General features: G+C 65.8%; 21 protein-coding genes and 3 pseudogenes. 15 read left to right on the top strand and 9 right to left on the bottom strand.

The genetic code is table 11. From position 1 onward, the window contains the following. Nucleotides 1-118 (top strand): annotated as a pseudogene (locus FAZ69_RS28190) (zinc-binding dehydrogenase); the annotation flags it as partial. Nucleotides 119-132: 14 nt separating this feature from the next. Beyond that, nucleotides 133-987, top strand: a complete 855-nt coding sequence (gene fghA / locus FAZ69_RS28195) for an S-formylglutathione hydrolase (RefSeq protein WP_136898381.1) — start codon at nucleotides 133-135, stop codon at nucleotides 985-987. A 33-nt stretch (nucleotides 988-1,020) separates the two neighbouring features. Here fghA and FAZ69_RS28200 read toward each other — a convergent pair whose 3' ends face one another. Beyond that, on the bottom strand, nucleotides 1,021-2,004 hold the full coding sequence (locus FAZ69_RS28200; protein ID WP_136898382.1) for a GlxA family transcriptional regulator: 984 nt from the start codon (nucleotides 2,002-2,004) through the stop codon (nucleotides 1,021-1,023). Nucleotides 2,005-2,229: 225 nt separating this feature from the next. Between FAZ69_RS28200 and FAZ69_RS28205 the strand changes: the two are divergent. The 6 genes and pseudogenes from FAZ69_RS28205 to FAZ69_RS28230 form a co-directional block, all read left to right on the top strand. Beyond that, nucleotides 2,230-3,375 (top strand): annotated as a pseudogene (locus FAZ69_RS28205) (cysteine desulfurase family protein); the annotation flags it as partial. Between the two features lie 85 nt (nucleotides 3,376-3,460). After that, nucleotides 3,461-3,568: pseudogene (locus FAZ69_RS28210) on the top strand (sulfite exporter TauE/SafE family protein); the annotation flags it as partial. Between the two features lie 73 nt (nucleotides 3,569-3,641). Further along, on the top strand, nucleotides 3,642-4,502 hold the full coding sequence (locus FAZ69_RS28215) for a MurR/RpiR family transcriptional regulator (protein WP_136898384.1): 861 nt from the start codon (nucleotides 3,642-3,644) through the stop codon (nucleotides 4,500-4,502). 116 nt (nucleotides 4,503-4,618) lie between these two features. Further along, complete coding sequence (locus tag FAZ69_RS28220; RefSeq protein ID WP_136898385.1) at nucleotides 4,619-5,956, top strand: aspartate aminotransferase family protein; 1,338 nt, start codon at nucleotides 4,619-4,621, stop codon at nucleotides 5,954-5,956. Between the two features lie 29 nt (nucleotides 5,957-5,985). Then, nucleotides 5,986-6,555, top strand: a complete 570-nt coding sequence (locus tag FAZ69_RS28225; protein ID WP_136898386.1) for a carboxymuconolactone decarboxylase family protein — start codon at nucleotides 5,986-5,988, stop codon at nucleotides 6,553-6,555. A 143-nt stretch (nucleotides 6,556-6,698) separates the two neighbouring features. Then, on the top strand, nucleotides 6,699-7,556 hold the full coding sequence (locus tag FAZ69_RS28230) for an isocitrate lyase/PEP mutase family protein (protein ID WP_136898387.1): 858 nt from the start codon (nucleotides 6,699-6,701) through the stop codon (nucleotides 7,554-7,556). A gap of 54 nt (nucleotides 7,557-7,610) precedes the next feature. On the opposite strand, the gene FAZ69_RS28235 is transcribed toward FAZ69_RS28230, so the two are convergent. Together FAZ69_RS28235 and FAZ69_RS28240 are read right to left on the bottom strand one after the other, a co-directional pair. Continuing rightward, nucleotides 7,611-8,621 (bottom strand): DUF2891 domain-containing protein, encoded by a 1,011-nt coding sequence (locus FAZ69_RS28235; protein ID WP_136898388.1) that lies wholly within the window; start codon nucleotides 8,619-8,621, stop codon nucleotides 7,611-7,613. 59 nt (nucleotides 8,622-8,680) lie between these two features. Further along, on the bottom strand, nucleotides 8,681-9,448 hold the full coding sequence (locus tag FAZ69_RS28240) for a TetR/AcrR family transcriptional regulator (RefSeq protein WP_136898389.1): 768 nt from the start codon (nucleotides 9,446-9,448) through the stop codon (nucleotides 8,681-8,683). Between the two features lie 243 nt (nucleotides 9,449-9,691). Between FAZ69_RS28240 and FAZ69_RS28245 the strand changes: the two genes are divergently transcribed. From FAZ69_RS28245 to FAZ69_RS28260, 4 genes are read left to right on the top strand one after another with little or no spacing between them, the layout of a single operon-like run. Then, nucleotides 9,692-10,873 (top strand): isovaleryl-CoA dehydrogenase, encoded by a 1,182-nt coding sequence (locus FAZ69_RS28245; RefSeq protein ID WP_136898390.1) that lies wholly within the window; start codon nucleotides 9,692-9,694, stop codon nucleotides 10,871-10,873. 39 nt (nucleotides 10,874-10,912) lie between these two features. After that, the gene (locus tag FAZ69_RS28250; RefSeq protein ID WP_136898391.1) at nucleotides 10,913-12,520 is read left to right on the top strand and encodes a carboxyl transferase domain-containing protein; all 1,608 of its coding nucleotides are present in this window, start codon (nucleotides 10,913-10,915) and stop codon (nucleotides 12,518-12,520) included. An 11-nt stretch (nucleotides 12,521-12,531) separates the two neighbouring features. Then, nucleotides 12,532-13,317: an enoyl-CoA hydratase/isomerase family protein gene (locus tag FAZ69_RS28255; protein WP_136898392.1), complete on the top strand. Its 786-nt coding sequence runs from the start codon at nucleotides 12,532-12,534 to the stop codon at nucleotides 13,315-13,317. A gap of 50 nt (nucleotides 13,318-13,367) precedes the next feature. Further along, on the top strand, nucleotides 13,368-15,374 hold the full coding sequence (locus FAZ69_RS28260) for an acetyl/propionyl/methylcrotonyl-CoA carboxylase subunit alpha (RefSeq protein ID WP_136898393.1): 2,007 nt from the start codon (nucleotides 13,368-13,370) through the stop codon (nucleotides 15,372-15,374). A 10-nt stretch (nucleotides 15,375-15,384) separates the two neighbouring features. Here FAZ69_RS28260 and FAZ69_RS28265 read toward each other — a convergent pair whose 3' ends face one another. Next, complete coding sequence (locus tag FAZ69_RS28265) at nucleotides 15,385-15,666, bottom strand: carboxymuconolactone decarboxylase family protein (protein ID WP_136898394.1); 282 nt, start codon at nucleotides 15,664-15,666, stop codon at nucleotides 15,385-15,387. Between the two features lie 95 nt (nucleotides 15,667-15,761). Between FAZ69_RS28265 and FAZ69_RS28270 the strand changes: the two genes are divergently transcribed. Next, nucleotides 15,762-16,250: a MarR family winged helix-turn-helix transcriptional regulator gene (locus FAZ69_RS28270; RefSeq protein ID WP_240702497.1), complete on the top strand. Its 489-nt coding sequence runs from the start codon at nucleotides 15,762-15,764 to the stop codon at nucleotides 16,248-16,250. A 27-nt stretch (nucleotides 16,251-16,277) separates the two neighbouring features. On the opposite strand, the gene FAZ69_RS28275 is transcribed toward FAZ69_RS28270, so the two are convergent. The 3 genes from FAZ69_RS28275 to FAZ69_RS28285 all read right to left on the bottom strand — a co-directional run bounded on the left by FAZ69_RS28275 (nucleotide 16,278) and on the right by FAZ69_RS28285 (nucleotide 18,369). Beyond that, nucleotides 16,278-17,033 (bottom strand): CDP-diacylglycerol diphosphatase, encoded by a 756-nt coding sequence (locus tag FAZ69_RS28275; RefSeq protein WP_136898396.1) that lies wholly within the window; start codon nucleotides 17,031-17,033, stop codon nucleotides 16,278-16,280. A gap of 19 nt (nucleotides 17,034-17,052) precedes the next feature. Further along, a complete protein-coding gene (locus tag FAZ69_RS28280; RefSeq protein WP_136898397.1) occupies nucleotides 17,053-17,952 on the bottom strand; it encodes a ferritin-like domain-containing protein in 900 nt (299 codons plus the stop codon). 183 nt (nucleotides 17,953-18,135) lie between these two features. Then, complete coding sequence (locus FAZ69_RS28285; protein WP_136898398.1) at nucleotides 18,136-18,369, bottom strand: DUF6566 family protein; 234 nt, start codon at nucleotides 18,367-18,369, stop codon at nucleotides 18,136-18,138. A gap of 196 nt (nucleotides 18,370-18,565) precedes the next feature. Here FAZ69_RS28285 and FAZ69_RS28290 point away from each other — a divergent pair, with 196 nt between their 5' ends. Beyond that, nucleotides 18,566-20,251: a fibronectin type III domain-containing protein gene (locus FAZ69_RS28290; RefSeq protein WP_136898399.1), complete on the top strand. Its 1,686-nt coding sequence runs from the start codon at nucleotides 18,566-18,568 to the stop codon at nucleotides 20,249-20,251. Between the two features lie 11 nt (nucleotides 20,252-20,262). Here the strand turns inward: FAZ69_RS28290 and FAZ69_RS28295 are convergent, their stop codons facing one another. Both FAZ69_RS28295 and FAZ69_RS28300 read right to left on the bottom strand, forming a co-directional pair. Continuing rightward, nucleotides 20,263-21,162: a hypothetical protein gene (locus FAZ69_RS28295; RefSeq protein ID WP_240702498.1), complete on the bottom strand. Its 900-nt coding sequence runs from the start codon at nucleotides 21,160-21,162 to the stop codon at nucleotides 20,263-20,265. Nucleotides 21,163-21,171: 9 nt separating this feature from the next. Beyond that, nucleotides 21,172-21,777, bottom strand: coding sequence for an NUDIX domain-containing protein (locus FAZ69_RS28300; RefSeq protein ID WP_136898400.1), 606 nt, complete (start codon nucleotides 21,775-21,777; stop codon nucleotides 21,172-21,174). Nucleotides 21,778-21,885: 108 nt separating this feature from the next. Here FAZ69_RS28300 and FAZ69_RS28305 point away from each other — a divergent pair, with 108 nt between their 5' ends. Further along, nucleotides 21,886-22,641, top strand: a complete 756-nt coding sequence (locus FAZ69_RS28305) for a DeoR/GlpR family DNA-binding transcription regulator (protein ID WP_136898401.1) — start codon at nucleotides 21,886-21,888, stop codon at nucleotides 22,639-22,641. Nucleotides 22,642-22,766: the final 125 nt, after the last annotated feature.

Genomic DNA, 22,766 nt, shown 5'->3' on the forward strand with positions numbered 1-22,766 from the left:
GGAAGGCAAGCTCAACATCGACGACCTCATCACGCACACGCTGCCGCTCGAGAAGATCAACGACGGCTTCGAGCTGATGAAGAAGGGCGAATCGATTCGCTCGGTCGTGCTGTATTGAGCGGGAGGCGGGCCATGCTCGACATCGTCGAAGAGCACGCGTGCCACGGCGGCGTGCAGCGCATCTACCGGCACGACTCGCGCGCGATCGGCTTGCCGATGCGGTTCTCCGCGTATCTGCCGCCGCAGGCCGCACACACTCGCGTACCCGCGCTGTTCTATCTCGCAGGACTCACTTGCACCGAGGAGACGTTCGCGATCAAGGCGGGCGCGCAGCGCTTCGCGGCGCAGCACGGGATCGCGCTGATCTCACCCGATACGAGCCCGCGCGGCGCGGGCGTGGAGGGCGAGAGCGCGTCATGGGACTTCGGCGCCGGAGCCGGGTTCTATGTCGATGCGACCGAGGCGCCGTGGTCGAAGCACTACCGGATGGGCTCGTACGTCGTCGACGAGCTGCGCGAGACGGTGTTGGCCGAGCTGCCGGTCGAGGGCGGCAAGCTCGGCGTCTTCGGGCATTCGATGGGTGGGCACGGCGCGTTGACGCTGGCGCTGCGCAATCCGGGGATCTACCGCAGCGTGTCGGCGTTTGCGCCGATTGCGGCGCCGATGCGGTGTCCGTGGGGCGAGAAGGCGTTCTCTGGCTACCTGGGAGCGGATCGCGAAACGTGGAAGCAGTACGACGCGAGCGAGTTGGTGGCGCGCGCGGGCGGCGCGAAGTTCGCCGAAGGCATTCTCATCGACCAAGGCTTGAGCGACCAGTTCCTGCCGACCCAACTGAACCCGGATGTCTTCGAAGCCGCATGCCGCGCGGCGGGCCAGCCGCTCACGCTGCGCCGTCACGCGGGGTACGACCACGGGTACTACTTCATCCAGAGCTTTATCGAAGACCACATCCGGCATCACGCCCGGATACTCGGCTGCACCGACTGACCCCAGCAAGCATCGGCTGTGGAATTCGTGCGCTCAATCGCGGCCGTGACCTGCCCCAAAGCGCTCGCGGTAGGTTAACGGCGTAATGCCGAGCGCTTGCCGGAAAGCCTTTCTCATCGCTTCATAGGTCTTGAAGCCGCTTTCGGCAGCGACGGTTTTCGCGGGCAGATCGCCTTCCTCCAGCATCCGGCGCGCGGCTTCAACACGCGCGCGAGTCAGAAAATTGGACGGCGTCGTGCCGGTTTCCCGCTTGAAAGAACGGTTGAAGCTGCGCACGCTCATCGAGAGACGTTCCGCCATGTCCGACGCGCAAAGGTCGTTTTGAATGTTCGCGAGGATCCAGTCCTGCACATCCCTGATGCCGGGATCGTGGGTTGCCTGGCTGACGAGATGGGAGCTGAATTGGGACTGTCCGCCAGGACGCTTCAGATAGACGACAAGGTCTCTCGCCACGTCGAGCGCAACGTCCTGGCCGAAATCCTCTTCGACGAGAGCGAGCGCAAGATCGATTCCGGCGGTGACGCCGGCTGACGTCCAAATGCTGCCTTCGCGAATGAAGATGCAATCGGCGTCGACGCGCACGCCGGGATATTTCTCTTTGAGTGCGTCCGCCACGGCCCAATGCGTCGTTGCGCGCTTTCCGTCGAGAAGCCCTGCGGCAGCAAGAAAGAACGCGCCGGAGCAGAGCGCGGCGGTGCGCGCCATCCGGCCCGCCGTGGACTCGACCCATTGCACGATTTCGGGTGCGTCGCCGATCGCCTGCTCGATCTGCCAGGCGCCGACAATGATTGCGGTATGAGGCAACGAGAGCGTATTGAGGCTTTTTTCCGCCTTTAGCGAAACGCCCGTGTCGGAGAGGATTTCCCCGCGACGGGGCGCGGCGAGCTTGACGTCATAGCGGCCCGCGAGGCCGCGGCGCTTCAGATGGATGTTCGCGTAGGTGAAGACGCTCAGGGAACCGACTGCCTCGAGCGCCTTGAAGCCCTTGTAGATGATGATGTCGACTGTCACGACCATGCTTCGATCCTTCGTGCTTGCCTGGCAAATCGACACGGAGCGGCGGGAAGCCGTGGCGCGGCCTTGTCTTGCTGGCAAAGAGCAGCGCGTAGAAAAATATTCCGTGCTTTGCGGTAAGCCGAAAAATATATACCAATTGTCCAGCCAACTCCCTTTTATTTTGGAAGCATTTTTTAGGGGACATTGCGTACGATCGCTTCCTTCCTGGAGGACGGAACGAAGACGATGAGCGAAATGGACAATTTGCGTTACTTTGACTACGCCGCGACGACGCCGGCGGACCCGAAAGTCATCGAGTCGATGGTTGGGTGCCTGGGTAAGGAAGGCGTCTTTGGCAATCCGGCGTCCAGTTCCCATGCCGCCGGTCAGCAGGCGCGCCAATTGGTCGAGCAGGCGCGCAAGCAGGTCGCGGCGCTCGTCTGCGCCGGCGCTGACGAGATCATCTGGACTTCCGGAGCCACCGAGTCGAACAACCTCGCGCTGAAAGGCTATGCCGATACCGCATCGGCCCGGCGGCACCTGATCACGAGCCGGCTGGAGCACAAAGCCGTCCTCGACACGATGGCGAGCCTCGAGACGCGCGGGATGCCGGTCAGCTATCTGGACCCGTCCTCGAATGGCGAGATCACCGCCGACGCGGCCGCCGCCGCATTGCGGGCGGATACCGGCCTGGTCTCGCTGATGCTCGTCAACAACGAACTCGGAACGCTCACCGACATGGCTGCGATTTCGAAAGTCGTCCATGCTGCCGGCGCGCTGTTGCATGTCGATGCGGCGCAAGCGCTCGGCAAGACGCCGATCGACGTCAAAGCGCTCGGCATCGACATGATGTCGATGTCGGCGCACAAGGTGTATGGGCCGAAGGGGATCGGGGCGCTGTACGTCAGCCGCGAAGCGGCGCAGCGCATTGCACCGCAGATGCATGGGGGCGGGCACGAGCGGGGCCTTCGTTCGGGTACGCTCCCCACGCATCAGATCGTCGCGATGGGGACGGCTTGCGCATTGGCCGCGGCGCAGATGAACTCGGACAACGAGCGAATCGCGCGACTGAGCGAGCGGCTGCTCGAAGGCGTGCTTTGCCTTGAAGGCGTGACGCAGAATGCCCGTGCTGCTTGCCGGATTCCCCATACATCGAGCCTGACCATCGATTTGCCGGGCTTTTTCACGTTCATGCTGACCGGTGATCTGGCGGTCTCGTCGACTTCGGCCTGCAATTCCGCGGCCGGGACGTCCTCGCATGTGCTGAGCGCGATCGGACTCGACGAGGACGCCGCCAGCCGAACGGTGCGCTTTAGCCTGGGGCGTTATACGACGCAAGAAGACGTCGATTTCGCGATTGCCTGCTTTCGACGCGTAGTGGAGCAGTGCCGGCCTCGCGTCACGGCCTGACCCGGCCGCCGATGTTCATTTCGCTTTTTCTTGGCGTTTTGGTCGGCGGCATGCCCGGCCTGACCGGCGCCGGGCTTCGCGCCGTTTGTCCGGGCGGCACGTACAGATGGGTTTTGCCGCGATCCTGGTTTGTGTTGCGCTCGGGCTGATGGCGAAAGCGGCGCTCGGCGCCTGATACGCGGCAAGCGCGTGGCGGCGCAAAGGGCGGTGATAACATTTGTTGTCAACACTCTCAGCCGACGCATGACATGCCCGACAGCTTCGATCAGCTCGCCGCCCTCATTCGCGCGCAGTTCTCCGACATGAGCCCGCAGTTTCAGGCGGGCGCCGCTTTCCTGCTGGATCATCCCGACGAAATCGCCGTTTCCTCGATGCGCAAGATCGCCGAGCGTGCGCAGGTGCAGCCGGCGGCGCTCGTGCGCTTGTCGCAGCAACTCGGCTTTCCTGGCTGGAACGAGCTGCGCGAGCTGTTCGTCGCGCGCGTGCGCGCGCGGCCCGAACCTCTGACCGAGCGCGCGCGTTCACTCGTCAAATCGCCGGCCAAGGAGGCGCTGACGCGCGATTTGCTCGTCGCCCAGCAACACAATCTCGAAGCGACCGGCGCGCACAATGCGCGCTTGATCGTCGATGCCGCGAAGCTGTTGCGCAAGGCGGCGCACGTGCATGTCGCGGGGTTTCGTTCCTGCTATCCGGTGGCGTTCGGGCTGGTCTACGGCTACCGGCTGTTTCGTTCGTCGGTGTCGCTGCTGACGGGCGAGGCGGGCACGCTCGAAATGCAGTTGCGCGGCATCGAGAAGAACAGCGCAACGGTTGTTGTGAGCTTCGCGCCGTATTCGGTCGAAGCGGCGCGCGTTGCGGCAGCCGCCCAGGAGCGCGGCAGCCGTCTCGTGGCGATTACCGATAGCGCCGTGGCCCCCGTCGCGCTGAATGCCGACAAGGTGCTGATCTTTTCGCATGAGAGCCCGTCGTTCTTTCCGTCGCTCGTGGCCGCTTCGGCGCTTGCCGAAGCGCTCGTCGCGCATTTGCTGGCGCTCGAAGGCGACGAAGCCGTCGCCGCGCTCGAGAAGGCGGAAGCCGAGCTGCACGGCAAAGGCGCGTACGTGGCATGAGGCCAGGACGGCGGTGCGGCCCCGGGGATTCGTGATTTGTTGTGGTTTGCGGTTATTGCGACAACATTTGTTGTTATATACTTCGCATACTGCTTCACTACAGCAAAGGAATCAGCATGACCACCGTCTTCCACCGCGCTCCCAAGCGGACGCTGCCGGTTGCCGTTGCAGGCGACGGCATCGAAATCATCGACTCCACCGGCAAACGCTACATCGACGCTTCGGGCGGCGCCGCGGTGTCGTGCCTCGGGCACAGCAACCAGCGCGTGATCGACGCGATCAAGCGGCAAGCGCAGCAGCTTGCGTACGCACATACGTCGTTCTTCACGACGCAGCCGGCCGAGGATCTGGCCGACTGGCTCATCGATCGCGCGCCGCGGGGGCTCGATCACGTGTACTTCGTCTCGGGCGGGTCGGAGGCTGTCGAGGCCGCGCTCAAGCTCGCGCGCCAGTACTTCGTCGAGAAAGGGGAGCCCGAGCGGCGCCACTTCATCGCGCGCCGGCAGAGCTATCACGGCAATACGCTCGGCGCGCTCGCGATCGGCGGCAATGCATGGCGGCGCGAGCCGTTCCTGCCGATCCTGATCGAAGCGCATCACGTGAGCCCTTGCTACGCGTATCGCGAGCAGCTCGAGGGCGAATCCGACGACGCGTACACGCAGCGTCTCGCCGACGAGCTCGAAAGCAAGATCCTCGAGCTCGGGCCGCAGACGGTGGCGGCGTTCGTCGCGGAGACGGTGGTCGGCGCGACGGCGGGCGCGGTGCCGCCGGTGCGCGACTACTTCCGCAAGATCCGCGCCGTCTGCGACAAATACGGCGTGCTGCTGATCCTCGATGAAATCATGTCGGGCATGGGCCGCACGGGCTATCTGTACGCCTGCGAGGAAGACGGCGTGGCGCCCGACCTGCTGACGATCGCCAAGGGCCTCGGCGCAGGCTATCAGCCGATCGGCGCGACGCTGGTGAGCGACAAGATATACGGCGCGATCGTCAACGGCTCGGGGTTCTTCCAGCACGGCCATACGTATATCGGCCACGCCACGGCCTGTGCGGCGGCGCTCGAAGTGCAGCATGTGATCGCCGAAGAGAACCTGCTGGGCAACGTCAAGGCGCGCGGCGAGCAACTTCGTTCGTTGCTGCGGGAGCATTACGCACGGCATGAGCACATCGGCGACGTGCGCGGACGCGGGCTCTTCGTTGGCGTCGAGCTCGTCGAGGACCGTGCGAGCAAGACGCCGTTCGCGAGCTCGCTCGCCTTGAACGCCGCGATCAAGCGCGAAGCGATGCAGCGCGGGCTGATGGTGTATCCGATGGGCGGAACGGTCGACGGCGCGACGGGCGACCACGTGCTGCTCGCGCCGCCGTTCATCTGCAATGCGGACGACATCGAGAATATCGTCAGCCGCCTGACCGATGCGATCGAAGGCGCGCTGCGCGCCGCCGGCGTGCGATAAACGTAGGCCACTCGGAACAGGACACCGCCATGACCCAACGCTCATCCATTGCGCGCCTTCCCGCATTCGACCGGGCGCATGCCACGCCCGAGCAGGAGGCCGTGCTCGCCGAGATCCTGTCAGGTCCGCGCGGCAACCTGAACGGTCCGTTCCTCGGCTGGATCCACAGCCCTGAGCTCGCACAGCACGCGCAGCGGCTCGGCGCGTTCTGCCGCTATCAGACGGGCTTGCCGCTGCGCTTGTCGGAGCTGGCGATTCTCGTGACGGCCTCACGCTGGCAGGCACAGGCCGAGTGGTACATCCACTATCCGATCGCGCTGAAAGCGGGCCTGCCCGAATCGATCGCCGAAGCGATCCGCACGGGCCAACGCCCCGATTTCGAGGACGCCGACGATGCGCTGATCTTCGATTTCGCCACCGAACTCTATGAGTCGAAGCGGGTGTCCGATGCCACGTTCCAGAAGACGGCCGGGCGTTTCGGACATCCGGTGACGATCAACCTTGTAGGGCTGCTCGGCTACTACACGCTGGTGGCGATGACGCTGAACGTGTTCGACATGCGCGCCGACGGGCAAACGGAGCTGCCGTTTCCCGAGTGAGGTCCGTTCGCCTTGCTTCGACATTTCAATGCAGGGTTAAACATCGTGGCTTAGGCCTGCTCTATCTTTGCAGCAGGGGCGCCGCACGTGGCACGCGGCTGCTATTCTTCGAATCCCAGCGATTCATCAAAGCGGAGCAGGCCATGAACACTCAGGGCGACAAGGCGCGCGCATTTCGCGCGTATCACGAAGCACCGGGCGCTTTCATCATCCCGAACCCGTGGGACATCGGCACGGCGCGCCTGCTCGCGCAGGCGGGTTTCAAGGCGCTCGCGACGAGCAGCGCAGGCTACGCGTTCTCGCTCGGCTTGCCCGACGGCGCGGTCGGACGCGAGCAGATGCTCGTGCATCTCGCCGAGATCGCCGGTGCAACGGACCTGCCGGTCAGCGCCGATCTCGAGAACGGCTTCGGCGATGCGCCCGAGGACTGCGCCGAAACGATCCGGCGTGCTGCGCAGGCGGGTGTGGTCGGCGGCTCGATCGAAGACGCCACGACGCGCGAGGACGATCCGATCTACGCACACGAAGCGGCGGTCGAGCGCGTGCGCGCCGCGGCCGAGGCGGCGCGCGCACTGCCGTTTCCGTTCACGCTGACCGCGCGTTGCGAAAACTACCTCTGGGGGCGCCCCGGCCTGAACGATACGATCCGCCGCCTGCAGGCCTACCAGGAGGCCGGCGCCGACGTGCTGTACGCGCCGGGCCTCAAGACGCGCGAGGAGATCGCCGCGCTCGTCGGCTCGGTCGACCGGCCGGTCAACGTGGTGATGGGCCTGCAAGGCGTGCGACTGAGTCTCGACGAGCTGGCGGAATTGGGCGTGAAGCGGGTGAGCGTGGGCGGATCGCTCGCGCGCGCGGCGTTCGGCGCGTTCTTGTGCGCGGCGCAAGAGATGAGCGAGCACGGCACGTTCAGCTACGCCGACGAAGCGATTCCCAGCAAGGAGATCAATGCGATGTTTGCGCGTGCGGCCGGCGCAGCGTCGCAGGGCCTTTGGCGAAAGTGAAAGCGATCGCTTTCGAGCCGCGCACCCTTGCCGTCGTGCAGCCCGTTCCGGTCATCACGCCTCCAACGCAAGCAGCGCGAAGGTGGCGAGCCAGTGCTCGCCCATGTAGTCGCCGGCTACGTGTTCCAGCGCGGTGCTCAGATGCAGTTCGGCGGCGTTTTTCAGGAGCGCCGTGCGAGCATCGCCGGGAGGCAGCGCGCGGGCCAGCGAGCGCTGGCACCACGCGCGGCTGAGGTTGAGGCCGTCGAGGTGCGCGATCTTGCCGTCGGTGCGGTCGGTGACGGTGGCCGGGACGAGCAGCGTCTCGGGCTTGCGGGCGCCCAGATCAGGAAGGAATCGATCGAACCAGCTCACGAATTCGGCGCCGGGCAGGACCCGCCGCATCAGTTCCGCCTCCATCAAGGCAGGCGAAAGGAATTCGTCGCCGCTTGGCTCCCAGGCCTGGCATAGGGCATCGTCCAAGTGCCAACGCAACGCCGTGGTGATGATCAGCGTTTCGAAGTCGGCGCGCGATGTGAGGCGCGCGAAGTCGAGCGCCAGCGCCAGGGCGAACGCGGTATTGAAATGCGTGCCGACGCGCAGCGGATACGTCGCCTTCGGCAAGAACTCGGTAAAGCGTGCGACGAACAATTCGGTGAGCGGCGCCAGCGTCCGCGACCAGCGCGCGGCATCCGGCGACGTCATCGAATGGAGCTGGCCGGCTAGCGCGAGAAGCCATGCCCACCCATACGGCCGCTCGAAGCCGCGGTTGTGCTCGAGGTTCAGGTAGGCCAGTTCCCCTTCGACGTTCTCCCTCGTGAAATGCGTTTCGACAACGGCGGCGATTTGCGGCGCCTCCGGCAGGTCGCGGTAGAGGTCGGCGAGATGCAGCACGAGCCAATACCCGTGCACGCAGGAGTGCCAGTCGTAGCTGCCGTAGAAGATCGGATGCAGCGCGCGCGGGCTTTGTACGTCCTCGGGGCCGGCCAGCGAATGCGTGAGCTTGTTCGGATATTCACGGGTTAGGTGGGCCAGCGCCAGCGAGGCGAACTTCGACGCGATGGCGGGAGTGAGTCGAGCGGTCATGGGCGTGTCGCGGGCAGTGAGTGGAGCGGGCGGGTTTCCGCGCTGCGCCCGGCCGCCGTTCAGTTTCCGCCGATCTTGGCGGCGCGCTTTGCGGCGGCAGGCGGCTTGTTCGCGCGCATCGCCTCATCATAGCGCCGTGTTGCTTCGCCGATGTCGTTCTTCAACTGCACGAGCACCGCCAGCTCGGCGTGCTGCGGCTGCAGCGCGGCCCACAGCATCTCGATCAGGCGCTCGGCGGTGGCGTCGATATCGGTGCGGCGGTTGGCGAGCGTCGCGTCCCACAGCACGTGCTCCATCGGTCCGAACACCATCGAGCGCAACAGGCGCAGCGGCATGTCGGCGCGGATCTGGCCGGTCGCCTGGCCGTGCGCGAGCACGCGCATCAGCGGCGCGGTGTAGCGGCGCTGCAATTCGGTCAGCTCGTCGGAGAGCGCGTGATGCTTCGTGCGCCCCTCCGACAGCACCAGCGCGCAGAGCCCCGTGCCGTTCAGCAGCATCAGCCGCAAGTGGGTGCGGATGATGAACGCGAATTGCTGGCGCGTGCCGCTCTCGCGCGGCAGGCCGGTCTCGATCGCTGTGGTGATTTCGTCGTACCAATCCGCGATGACGCGCCCGCACAGCTCGCGCTTGCCGCGGAAATAGCTGAACACGGTGGCTTCGGAAATGCCGAGGCGCTGCGCGATTTCGGCCGTCGTTGCGCCGTCGTAGCCTTTTTCCGAGAACACTTCCCGGCCCGCCTGAAGAATCTCCTTCACGCGCTGCTGTGACTTGCGTCCCGCCGGCTGGCGGCGCACGCCCGGCGGCTCGGCCTTGGTTTCCGGCGTCATATGAGTAGAGTTCAGAATTGGATTTCGATGCGGACTGTTTATAGATGATCTTAGCACGCACTGGCGGGCGTTTATGCCGTTCTAAAGGAATTTGAGCCTTACTCACAAAAACCTATTGACGTTTACGTCAATGTAGCGTGAAATTCGCGCTGATCGAGCGCAACATAGGCGGCGGACCACGAGTCCGCGATGCCGCAGTGCCGCATCGCGCTTCCCAACTTTGGCTTCGAGGAGGAGACATCAATGAGCAATCTGCCTGGACTGCAATTCCCGCTTGGCGAAGACATCGAAATGCTGCGCGATACGCTCGCGAACTTCGCCGCGAAGGAAATTGCGCCGCGCGCGGGCGAGATCGACCGCGACGACCAGTTCCCGATGGACCTGTGGCGCAAGTTCGGCGAGCTCGGCGTGCTCGGCATGACGGTCTCGGAGGAGTACGGCGGCGCGAACATGGGCTACACGGCGCACATGGTGGCGATGGAGGAGATCTCGCGCGCGTCGGCTTCGGTAGGGCTCTCGTACGGCGCGCATTCGAACCTCTGCGTGAACCAGATCCACCGCAACGGCACCGACGAGCAGAAGCGCAAGTACCTGCCGAAGCTCGTGTCGGGCGAGCACGTCGGCGCGCTCGCGATGAGCGAGCCGAACGCGGGCTCCGACGTCGTCAGCATGAAGCTGCGCGCCGAGAAGCGCGGCGACCATTACGTCCTGAACGGCACCAAGATGTGGATCACCAACGGCCCGGATTGCGACACGCTCGTCGTCTACGCGAAGACCGACGTCGACGCCGGCCCGAAGGGCATCACGGCCTTCATCGTCGAGAAGGGCATGAAGGGCTTCTCCGTTGCGCAGAAGCTCGACAAGCTCGGCATGCGCGGCTCGCACACGGGCGAGCTCGTGTTCGAGAACGTCGAGGTGCCGGAAGAGAACATCCTCGGCCAGCTCAACGGCGGCGTGAAGGTGCTGATGAGCGGCCTCGACTACGAGCGCGCGGTGCTCGCTGGCGGCCCGACGGGCATCATGCTCGCCTGCATGGATGCGGTCGTGCCGTACATCCACGACCGCAAGCAGTTCGGCCAGTCGATCGGCGAGTTCCAGCTGATTCAAGGCAAGGTCGCCGACATGTACACGACGCTGCAAGCGTGCCGTGCGTATCTGTACGCAGTGGGCCGCCAGCTCGATACCGTCGGCCGCGACCACGTGCGCCAGGTTCGCAAGGATTGCGCGGGCGTGATTCTCTACACGGCCGAGAAGGCGACCTGGATGGCCGGCGAGGCGATTCAGATCCTCGGCGGCAACGGCTACATCAACGAATATCCGGTGGGCCGTTTGTGGCGCGATGCGAAGCTCTACGAGATCGGCGCGGGCACGAGCGAAGTGCGCCGTATGCTGATCGGCCGCGAGCTGTTTGCCGAAACGCTGTGACGTTGCCACGCCAAACGCCGACGCACGGAGCCGCCTGACATGCCGATCATCGAAACCAAACTGAACCCGCGCTCGGACGACTTCCGGGCCAACGCCACCGCGCTCGAAGCGCTCGTTGCCGACCTGCGCGCGAAGATCGAGCACATCGCGCTCGGCGGCGGGCAGGCCGCGCGCGACAAGCACGTCTCGCGCGGCAAGCTGCTGCCGCGCGATCGCATCGCACAACTGCTCGACCCGGGCACGCCGTTCCTCGAGTTCTCGCAGCTCGCGGCCTTCGGGATGTATCACGATGCGGCGCCGGGCGCGGGCGTGATCACCGGCATCGGCCGCATCGCGGGGCAGGAGTGCGTGATCGTCTGCAACGATGCGACGGTCAAGGGCGGCACCTACTATCCGGTCACGGTGAAGAAGCACGTGCGTGCGCAGGAGATCGCGCAGGAGAACCAGCTGCCGTGCGTGTACCTCGTCGATTCGGGCGGCGCGAACTTGCCCAACCAGGACGAGGTGTTTCCCGATCGCGACCACTTCGGGCGTATCTTCTACAACCAGGCAAACCTGTCCGCGCAAGGCATCGCGCAGATCGCGGTAGTGATGGGCTCGTGCACGGCGGGCGGCGCGTACGTGCCCGCGATGAGCGACGAATCGATCATCGTCAAGAATCAAGGGACGATCTTCCTGGGCGGTCCGCCGCTCGTGAAAGCCGCGACGGGCGAAGAGGTGAGCGCCGAGGATCTCGGCGGCGGCGACGTGCATACGCGCCTTTCGGGCGTCGCCGACCACCTTGCGCAGAACGACGCACATGCGCTTGCGATCGCGCGCAACATCGTCGGCAAGCTCAATCGCGTGAAAGCGCCGCCCGCGGCTCTGCAGGAGCCCAAGCCGCCGCGCTACGACGCTCGGAGCCTCTACGGCGTGATTCCTGTCGATACGCGCAAGCCGTTCGACGTGCGCGAGGTGATCGCGCGCATCGTCGACGACTCCGCTTTCGACGAGTTCAAGGCCCGCTACGGCACCACGCTCGTCACGGGCTTCGCGCATATCTGGGGGCATCCGGTCGGCATCGTCGCGAACAACGGCATCCTGTTTTCCGAATCGGCGCTCAAGGGCGCGCATTTCATCGAGCTGTGCTGCCAGCGCAAGATTCCGCTCGTGTTCCTGCAGAACATCACGGGCTTCATGGTGGGCCGCAAGTACGAAAACGAAGGCATCGCGCGCAACGGCGCGAAGATGGTGACGGCCGTGGCCACCGCGAAGGTGCCGAAGTTCACGGTGATCATCGGCGGCTCGTTCGGCGCGGGCAACTACGGCATGTGCGGCCGCGCGTACTCGCCGCGCCTTATGTGGATGTGGCCGAACGCGCGCATCTCGGTGATGGGCGGCGAGCAGGCCGCGTCGGTGCTCGCGACGGTCAAGCGCGACGGCATCGAAGCCAAGGGCGGCGCGTGGTCGGCCGAAGAGGAAGAGGCGTTCAAGAAGCCGATTCGCGATCAGTACGAGCATCAAGGGCATCCGTACTACGCGAGCGCTCGGCTCTGGGACGACGGCGTGATCGATCCGGCCCAGACGCGCGATGTGCTCGGGCTGGGGCTTTCCGCGGCGATGAACGCGCCGATCGAAGAGACGCGGTTTGGCGTGTTCCGGATGTGATGGGGGCAAGCATGCAATACGAAATGCTGAAGGTCGAGTCCACCGGGCGCATCGCGACGGTGACGCTGAACCGCCCCGAGGTGCGCAACGCGTTCAACGAGGCGATGATCGCGGAGCTGACCGATGTGTTCACTGCACTGAGCACGCGCGACGACATTCGCGCAGTAGTGCTCGCGGCGAACGGCGTCGCGTTCTGCGCCGGCGCGGACCTGAACTGGATGAAAAAAATGGCGCGCTTCTCCGATGCGGAGAACCGCGCCGACGCGAAGCGTCTCGCGAACATGCTGGCGGCGATCTACCGCTGCGCGAAGCCCGTGATCGCCCGCGTGTCCGGCGACGTCTACGCGGGCGGCATGGGTTTGATCGCGGCGAGCGATATCGTGGTCTCGGTCGATACGGCGCGTTTTTGCCTTTCGGAAGCGCGGCTCGGGTTGATTCCGGCGACGATCGCGCCCTACGTGATTCGCGCGCTCGGCGAGCGCGCGTCGCGCCGCTACTTCACGACGGCCGAGCAGTTCGATTGCGCGACGGCGTTGCGATTGGGTCTTGTCCACGAGGCCGTGAGTGCGAATGAACTCGACGCCACGGTGCAAAAGCTCGCCGAGACGCTTGGCTCGAACGGCCCGAACGCGGTGCGCGAATCGAAGCGGCTCGTGCAGGACGTCGCGGGCCGCATGCTCGACGAAGCGCTGATCGACGACACCGCGGAGCGCATCGCACGCGTGCGCGCCGGCGTCGAAGGGCGCGAGGGCGTCGCGTCGTTCCTCGAAAAGCGCGCGCCGGTGTGGCGCGATTGATGCGCGATCCGCGCTGAGCCGACAAAAACAGCCCCTTTGCGAGACCTTCCATGTTCAACAAGATTCTGATTGCGAACCGCGGCGAGATCGCCTGCCGTGTCGCTGCAACCTGCAAGCGGCTCGGCATCGTGAGCGTCGCCGTCTACTCGGATGCGGACGCGAACGCGAAGCACGTCGCCGCGTGCGACGAGGCCGTGCATATCGGCGGCTCGACGGCGGCGGAAAGCTATCTGCGCATCGAACGCATCATCGAGGCCGCGAAGCAGACGGGTGCGCAAGCGGTGCATCCGGGCTACGGCTTTCTCTCGGAGAACGAGGACTTCGCGCATGCGTGCGAAGCGGCGGGGATCGAATTCATCGGGCCGCCGGTCGGTGCGATCGCCGCGATGGGATCGAAGGCGGCGGCCAAGGCGCTGATGCATGCGGCCGCGGTGCCGCTCGTGCCCGGCTACCACGGCGACGCCCAGAACCCGGAGCTGCTGCACAAGGAAGCCGATTCGATCGGCTACCCTGTGCTGCTGAAGGCGAGCGCGGGCGGCGGCGGCAAGGGCATGCGCGTCGTCGAGAAGAGCGCCGACTTCGCCGCGGCGCTTGCGTCGTGCAAGCGCGAGGCGGCGTCGAGCTTCGGCAACGATCGCGTGCTGATCGAGAAATACCTGACGCGTCCGCGTCACGTCGAAGTGCAGGTGTTCGCCGACAAGCACGGCGGCGCGGTCTTCCTGTTCGACCGCGATTGCTCGGTGCAGCGCCGTCACCAGAAGGTGCTCGAGGAAGCGCCGGCGCCGGGTCTCCCGGCCGGGCTGCGCCGCGAGATGGGCGAGGCGGCGGTGGCCGCGGCGCGCGCGGTCGAGTACGTCGGGGCAGGCACCGTCGAATTCATCATGACGGGTGACGCGTTCTACTTCATGGAGATGAACACTCGCCTGCAGGTCGAGCATCCGGTGACCGAGATGGTGACGGGGCAGGACCTCGTCGAATGGCAGATTCGCGTCGCGGCGGGTGAGCCGTTGCCGCTGACGCAGGATCAGCTGAAGCTCGACGGCCACGCGATCGAGGCGCGCATCTACGCGGAGAACCCCGCGCGCGGCTTCCTGCCGTCGACGGGTGCGCTCAGGCATCTGCGGATGCCGGAGGGCGTCGAGTTCACGATCGGCGAACCGGCGCGCGCGCCGGTTCGCATCGATAGCGGCGTGCGTGAAGGCGACACGATCACGCCGTTCTACGACCCGATGATCGCCAAGCTGATCGTGCACGGCGCCGATCGCAAGGAGGCGCTCGCGCGCATGAATCGCGCGCTGCGCGCGTGCGAAGTCGCCGGGCCGCATACGAATGTGGAGTTCCTGCAGCGCATCGTGACGAGCGAGCCGTTCGTGACGGCGGATCTCGACACTGGCCTCATCGAGCGTCATCACGACGCGCTGTTCGCGCCAATGGCCAAGCCGTTCAAGGAAGCGCTCGCGCTCGCCTGCGCGGCGTTGATGACGCGCGAAGGCGGGGTGGCGCATGGCGCTTCGCCGTGGGATGCGCTGTCGCATTGGCGGCTGAACGGCAGCTATCGGCAGAGGATCGAATGGCGCGATGTCGAAACGGATACCGCATTCACGGCGACCTATGTGCGCGACGGCGCGGCGCGCACGCTCGACTATGAGGGCAACAGCGAGCCGTTCGAATGGCAGGCCGGCGAAGGCGCGCACGAGTTCCGCGCGACGATCGGCAATGCGCGCGTGAAAGGGCGCGTCTTCATCGACGGCGATGTCTTCCACGTGTTCTGCCAAGGCGCCGCGCTGGCGTTCGAATGGAAGAACCTGCTGGCGCACGCGGCCGACGCAGAGCACGGCGAAGGACGCCTGACTGCGCCGATGCCGGGCAAGGTGATCGCGGTGCTGGTCGAGCCGGGCGCGGTCGTCGAGAAGGGTGCGCCGCTGATCGTGATGGAAGCGATGAAGATGGAGCACACGATCGGCGCGCCGGCCGCGGGGAAGGTGGCGGAGGTGCTGTATGGGGTCGGCGATCAGGTCGCCGACGGCGCGCAGCTGCTGGTGATGGAAGTGGAGTGAGGCTTCCCCATCACCCCTTCCGCCCCGGAATCGGCGGCGCATACTGAAACGGAATGGCGATCCGGTTCCACGCATTGATGTTCGCGATCGCCGCCGTCAAGAACGCAATCTGCTCGCTGGGAAACTGCTCAGCCACTTCCCGGTAGAGCTCGTCCGATACCCCTTCACGCAGTGCCCCGGTTACCGCTTCGGTATAAGCGAGCGGGGCCTTCTCGCGCGCCATCAGCCCGGCGATGACGCCCGGTGCGGCTTTGTAGACCTGTTCAGAGGTGAGGCGCGTTTGCGTCGACATGATCTCCCCTGGTGAGCGAGTGAATCGGTTAACATATAAGAGCACGAACAATATATTCGAACTCTGACATTATGGGCAAATCCCCTCGACCGAATATGGCTACTCCCGCTGCGCCCGCGATCCCCGGTCTCGGCGAAGGCAAGCGCGGCGAGGCCGGCCACGTCGGCTATCTGCTGCGCCAGGCCAACGCCGCGCTGCGGCTGCGCATGGAGCGCGCCTTGTCGGACTACGGCGTGACGTCGCCGCAATTCATCGTGTTGACGATGCTCGTCGCCTACCCGGGTGTTTCGAATGCGGACGTGGCGCGGCTTGCGATGCTCACGCCGCAGACGGTCAGCGTGATCGTCGCGAATCTCGAGCGTTCGGGGGCGATCGAGCGCAGACCGCACGCGGTGCACGGCCGCATCCAGCACATCGACGTGACGCCGAGCGGCAAGGCGCTGCTCAAGTCCTGCCGCGAGCGGGTGCGGGAAATCGAGCAGCAGCTCTTGAGCGGCCTCGCGCCCGATGAGGAGACCGTGATCCGCCGCTGGCTCGTGCGCGTCGCGCTCGAGGGCGGAGGGGCGGATGCGGTGGCGGAGTGACGGCGCGCCAGCCGGCGCGTTGCGCGCTCAGTTATGCGCGATTGCGCAAGCGTGGTCGAGCAGCGGCTCGGCCGAACCGCTGCCGCCGTCGATATCGGTGCCGCTGTTGAGGATCAGCCAGCCGTCGTTTGCGGCCTGCGGGCCGGCGCCCGTCACGAGGATCGTCTGCATGGCCATTTCCGCGGCTCCCGAACGGTCGCGCGCGACAATGTCGAACGGATCGAAATCGAACGCGGGACTCGCGACCCGCATGATCCGATAACGGCTGCCGCCGATCGTGTCCCAGGTCCATTGGCCCGGCGGGTCGCCGCGATGGTGCTCGAGCGCCGCGCTCGCTTCCGCGTGCATGCAGTCGATATGGATGTGCAGCTGCTCCTGGGAGCGCCGGTACTTCGAATTGACTTCGAGCCCGATCAGATTGTCGGGCAGCGGCTTCTTGATCGACGCCTCGACGAAACTGCGTGCGGTCCAGGCATCGGTCCAGTAATTGGGTGCGTCTGGGCCGAGCAGGAGCGGGCTTTCGATGCCCGTGACGCGGTCGGTCGGAATCAGCAGGTGCTGCGCGGCGCCGTTGCGGTCCTTGAGGAGCGCAAAGCGCTGCTTGAGATCGACGCTCGCGCACAGCCCCGTCTTGCTGGTGTCGCGCGCGGCGGGCACGCAATCGAAGTGGACGATGTCCCACAGCGCGTTCGGGTCGGCCGAGGCGATGGTCTCGCAGCCGGTGCTCGCCAGCGCGACGAGCAAGGCGGCGAGCACGGTCGAGAGGGGGGTGTTGGCGCGCATGGGAGGTGGGATGTGCCGATTACTTCTTCAGGAAGCGCAGCGCGAATTTCGCGAGGCGCGGAACGGTGGTCGGCCGCAGCAGCCGTTCGTCGTAGCCGCTCATGCGCCGGTCGTTCTCCGTAAGGCAAAGCTCGATCATCGCGCGCGGGCTCAGTTCCTCGCCGATGTTGCTCGCGCCCGTCGCGGCGAATTTGGCGTCGTGCATGACGCCGTCGGCATCGATGCCTCTGGCTATGCCGATCCGCTCCCAGATCAGGAACGCCCACACCGTCAACGAGCGCACGAGGAACGCGGGGCGCCGCCACCACGGCAGGTTGCGCCGGTACCACGCGACCCAGTTCACGAAGAACAGGATGTGCCGCGCTTCTTCCTGGATGACGGGCTCGAAGGTCTCGACCAGCTCTTGCGGGAAATAGCCGGACTTCTGCGCGGAGCGGAAGAGGCCGAAGGCGAAGAAGCTGTCGATGCACTCGCTGTAGCCGGTGACCATCCACGCCCGCACGGCGTTCTTGGGCACAGGATACTCGGGTTCCGGAGCGAGCTTGATGCCGTACGCTTCGACGAGCTTCGACAGCACGGCCTTGTGGCGCGCTTCCTCCGCGCCGTCCATGTCGAGCGCCTGGCGCAGCAGCGCGTCTCGAACCGTCGAGGCGAAGGCCGCGACACGGATCGACGCGCGGCCTTCCGTCTGCACGGCGATGTCCCAGATCGGCAGGGAGGTGATGCGATGGAGTTCGCCGGGTGCAAGCGGCGGCCAATCGATGACGGCGGGCTTGTACGGGTTGTGCGTTTCGAGCAGCATGCGGCAGAACATTTGCTTATGCTCGTCGGAACCGATTCGCACGGGCGTGCGGCCGGGGTAGTTCCAATGGCGCATTGCGTGATCTGCCGCTGCATGTTGTTGCAGCGTTTCGGACATAGCGTTCGCTTATGTAGGGCAGGAGCAAGGTGCGGCAATTTTGGCACACTTGGCGCTGCACTGCAGCGAACCCGGCAGTTCATGCGCGGCGCATAGGCGCGCGCCACATTCGGGAGGGCGAGCATCGCCCTTCGCGTGAAGCAGGAAAGGCGTCAGTTACGGTGTCGATCCGGAGTTAGCGCTTTAGCGCTTACTCCGGTCCCATACAAAGTTGTCGATCCACATCCGCCCCCAGCGGAATGCATAGGCGAGGGCGTGCTCCTCGTCGAAGAAATAGTCGAGCGCGTCGAACGAGTAGGCGCGGTGCTGCGCGGCGCTCGCATTCTCGATCGTGATGCCGGCGGCGAACAGGCCGTTCGGGAGGCGCTGCGCGACCGGGGCGACTTCGTAGCCTTTGTAGTGGACAGGTCGGGTCATGGCGTTGGCGAGTGAGCTTGGACAGGCTTCAGCGTAGGCGCCGCCGCGTGCGGCGTGAACCAATCTTTCGTCGCAAGCTAATCACGGGTGCACTGAAATGCAGCGCGGCGCGCGCGCACTGTCACGCCACGGAAAACTAGCTCGGCAAGAATCCCCTGGCCTGTTTTCCCACTCGACCTGAGACGAGAGCGCCACCATGTCAAAGAAGAACTCGCCGGAGGCCAAGCCGGCCGATCCGGCCGCCGCCGTATCGCGCCGCGGTTTTCTCAAGTTCGCCGGGGTGTCCGGCCTGGCCGCCACCGCAAGCGGGCTTGCCACGATGGGCAAGGCAGCGGCAGCCGCCCCGGATGGCACGCCCGAGCAGATCCACCTGACTTGGGGCCGTGATCCCGCGAGCGAGGTCGTGATCTCGTGGGCCTCGCTCGCGGCGGCGGTCAACCCGCGCGTGAGCTTCGGCAGCGCGGGCGGGTCCGTCAGCACGGTCCACGGCGTGCAGCGCATCTATACCGACGGTCTGAACGGCGAGACGGTGTTCACCCATCACGCGCGGCTCTCCGGCCTGAAGCCGGGCACCGCCTACGAGTACCGGATCACCGCCGACAACGACAGCAACGCGGCCACGCCGTTCAACGCCGTTTTCAATACAGCGCCGCGCGGTCGCGCGCCGTTTCGCTGGACCAGCTACGGCGACCTTGCCACGCCCAACACGCAGTGGGTGCTGTCCTATCCGCAAAGCCGCTTCGCGGTGCAGACGGTGGAGCGCTTCGAGCCGCTCTTCCACTTGCTGAACGGCGACCTCTGCTACGCGAACCTGAATCCGGGGCACCAGCCCAGCGTCTGGCGCGATTTCGGCAACAACGTGCAGACCTCGGCGGCCAATCGTCCGTGGATGCCTTGCCCGGGCAATCACGAGGTCGAGTTCAACAACGGCGAGCAGGGGCTGACGTCCTATCTCACGCGCTATACGCTGCCCGACAACGGCACGCCGTTTCCGGGCCGCTGGTACAGCTTCCGCGTGAGCTCGGTGCTGTTCGTCTCGCTCGACGCCGACGACGTCGTGTATCAGGACGCCGCCGCCTTCGTGGCCGGCCCGCAGCCGTTGGTGCCCGCGCCGAGCACCGGCAACCCGCCGGTCGAGCCGGGCACCTCGTTCTATATCCGCGGCTACAGCAATGGCGAGCAGACGCGCTGGCTCGAAGAGACGCTGCGCCATGCCTCGCAGGACCATGAAATCGACTGGATCGTCGTGCAGATGCACCAGGACGCGCTGACGTCCTCGAAGACCGGCAACGGCTCGGACAAGGGCATTCGCGAAGCCTGGCTGCCGCTTTTCGACCGCTACGGCGTCGATCTCGTGCTGTGCGGCCACGACCACGACTATGAGCGCAGCTATCCGGTGCGCGGCTGCAACCACCATGCGGGGGTCGATGCCAAGACGGGGGAGCCCGTCGACACGCTCCAGCCGCGCCCGATCGTCACCTCGGACCCCGCCGATGCGACGTTCGACACGCGCCACGGCACGATCCATCTGATCCTGGGCGGCGGCGGCACCAGCGCGCCGCTCGACGTCTACGGCGAGGATACGGCGACGAACCTGCCGCAAGCGAAGGTCTTCACCAAGCCGAACCGCCCCGTGCCTGGCGCGACGCCGGGCACGTTCGTGCGCAATCCCGCGGATGCGCTGGAAGACGCGATCTATTCGGCGCGGCGCGACACCGGCACGGGCTACGGGCTCGCGGTGTTCGACCACGACCCGGGCGCGCCCGGCGGCAAGACCACGATCACGATGCGCTACTACCATGCGCCGGGCGCGGACCATACGCCGACCACGGACTACGAGCTCTTCGAGACCATCGTGCTTGCCAAGGAGCGGCGCGGCTGAGCCGCGCCGCTTCACTGCGCCGTCTGCTGGCGCTGGTACTCGTGGTTCTTCATCTGCAGATAGTCCTGCCGGTCCACCTCGTGCAGCTGCTGTGGATATTGCTCGGTGGCGTCGAACCAGGCCGTCAGACGCTGCGCGAGGCGCTGCTCGGGCGGGCTCGCCAGCGAGCCGAGATAGGCGTCGATCGCAAGGTAGTAGCGCATCGTGTTGCGCTCCACGAGGCCGCGTACGCCGCCGATGTACTGCGCCTGCCCCGTGGACGGATCGCGGTTCGAGGTGAAGCCGACCTTGTCGGCGCCCAGGGTCGCCAGATAGGTCTTCATCGCGAGCCTGCCGGTCATGCCGTAGCCGTACGCATAGGTCAGGTGCAGGAACGTGCGATTGCCGGCGATCGGCGCCGCCTCGAGCACGATGCGGTAGTCTTTCGTGCCCATCGGGCCGCTGTCCGCGCTCAGCTCCACCTTGAAGTAGTCCGGCGTGCTGACGGCCGGACGGTAGTCGAATTGCAGGCGATAGGTGGACGACAGCGCTTCTTCGACCTTCCGGCCCAGGTTCACCGTCAGCACGCTGCCGTTGCCGCCGGCCGCCGCATGGCAATACTTGATGTTCAGGTGCAGGATCAGGACGTCGCACCAGTTGTCGGGGCCGTGCGCCGGATCGTCGAGCGCGCCTTCGACGGTCGCGAATGGATGGTCCATCACCGCGTAGATATCGCCCTTGAGCCTCGACGGCGACTCCTCGGAGACGAGGTATAGGGGACGCTGGAACGGGTTGTGGGCGAGTTGCTGCGTGAGGCTCTGGTACTTGTCGCGCAGGGCTTGGGCGTCGTCGTCGGCTGCGTGCGCGGCGAAGACGCAGCAGCCCAGGCACCACGCGATCGCGATGGCCAGGACAGCCCGGGCGGATTTCATCGCGCGCCTCTACCGGGCCGCCGCGGGCCGACCGGACAACCGCCGCAACGCCGCATGCTGCAGCAGCATGATCGTCTTGCCGTCGCAGATCTCGCCCGCGCGGACTCTCGCGAGCGCGTCGTCGAGCGCCAGCTCGATGACCTCGATATCCTCGCCTTCCGCTTCGACCCCGCCGCCTGAGCCGATCTTCGAAGCCGAGTCGTACTCGGCGATGAAGAAATACAGCTTCTCCGTGACCGAGCCCGGGCTCATGAACGCCTCGAAGACTTTCTCCACGTGCTGCACGCGATAGCCCGTCTCCTCCTCGACCTCGGCGCGGATGCGCGCTTCCGGAGACGCGTTGTCGAGCAGGCCGCCGGGCGCTTCGATCAGCATGCCGTCGTGGCCGTTGACGAAAGCGGGGAAGCGGAATTGCCGCGTCAGCACGACGGTGTCGCGCCGGCGGTCGTGCAAGAGGACGGTGGCGCCGTTACCGCGATCGTAGGTCTCGCGCGATAGCCGCTGCCAGACGTTGTCGCGGCGCTGGAAGTCGAAGGTCGTTTTCTTCAGGACGTACCAATCGTCGGAAAGCACCTCGATGTCCACGATGCGGACGCGATCTGCGGTCGGCTTCATGCGTCTCTCCCGTTGCGATGGCATGGGCTCGATGATGTCGTGCAAATTCGTGCAAAAACAAGATTTTTCGTGCAGGCATTTTCGTGCGGCACATCCATCCGGATTCCCATGCTGACCACTCAAAGAAAAAGCGAGATCCTTGCCATCCTCAAGCGCGACGGGCAGGTGCTCGCCAAAGCGCTGAGCGAATCGTTCGACGTCTCCGAGGACACGGTCCGTCGCGACCTGCGCGAGCTCGCGAGCGAAGGCCTGCTGCAGCGCGTGCATGGCGGGGCGCTGCCCGCGTCGCCCGCCACGGCGGATTTCGCGCATCGGCGGCCGATCGAGTCGGCGACCAAGCGCGCCGTCGCGAAGGCGGCCGCCGGCATGATCGGCCGCGGGCAGGTCGTGATCGTCGACGGCGGCACCACGGCGGTGGAGCTCGTGCGGCAGCTGCCGCGCGAGCTGACGGCGACGGTGGTCACGCATAGCCCGAACGTCGCGGTGGAGCTCGTCGACCATCCCGGCATCGAGGTGATCGTGATCGGCGGGCGGCTCTTCAAGCATTCGATCGTGACGGTCGGCGCGGCCGCGATCGAGGCGCTTTCGCACATTCGCGCCGATGTGTACTTCATGGGCGTGACCGGCGTGCATCCGACGGCGGGCCTGAGCACCGGCGATCTCGAGGAAGCGTACATGAAGCGCGCGCTGGCGGCGCACGCGGCGGAGACGGTCGTGCTGGCTTCGGCGGACAAGCTCAACGCGGCGTCGCAGTACCGGATCGGGGAGATCTCGCTGGCGAGTGCGATCGTCGTCGAGAAGTCGACGGATGCCGCGCTGACCGAGCCGCTGGAGGCGGTGGGGGTGACGGTGGTCAGGGCGTGAGGTTAAAGAAATGAACTGGTGAACGGGTTTGCCGGTGCGGGATGTTGCCTTGTCACCATCTGCGATGGGACGCAGAAAAAACACAGCGCCGCGAAGGGCGCTGCGCTAGGAACTCACTTGTAGCT

It is taken from the genome of Trinickia terrae (assembly GCF_005144415.1).
Lineage (GTDB): Bacteria > Pseudomonadota > Gammaproteobacteria > Burkholderiales > Burkholderiaceae > Trinickia_A > Trinickia_A terrae.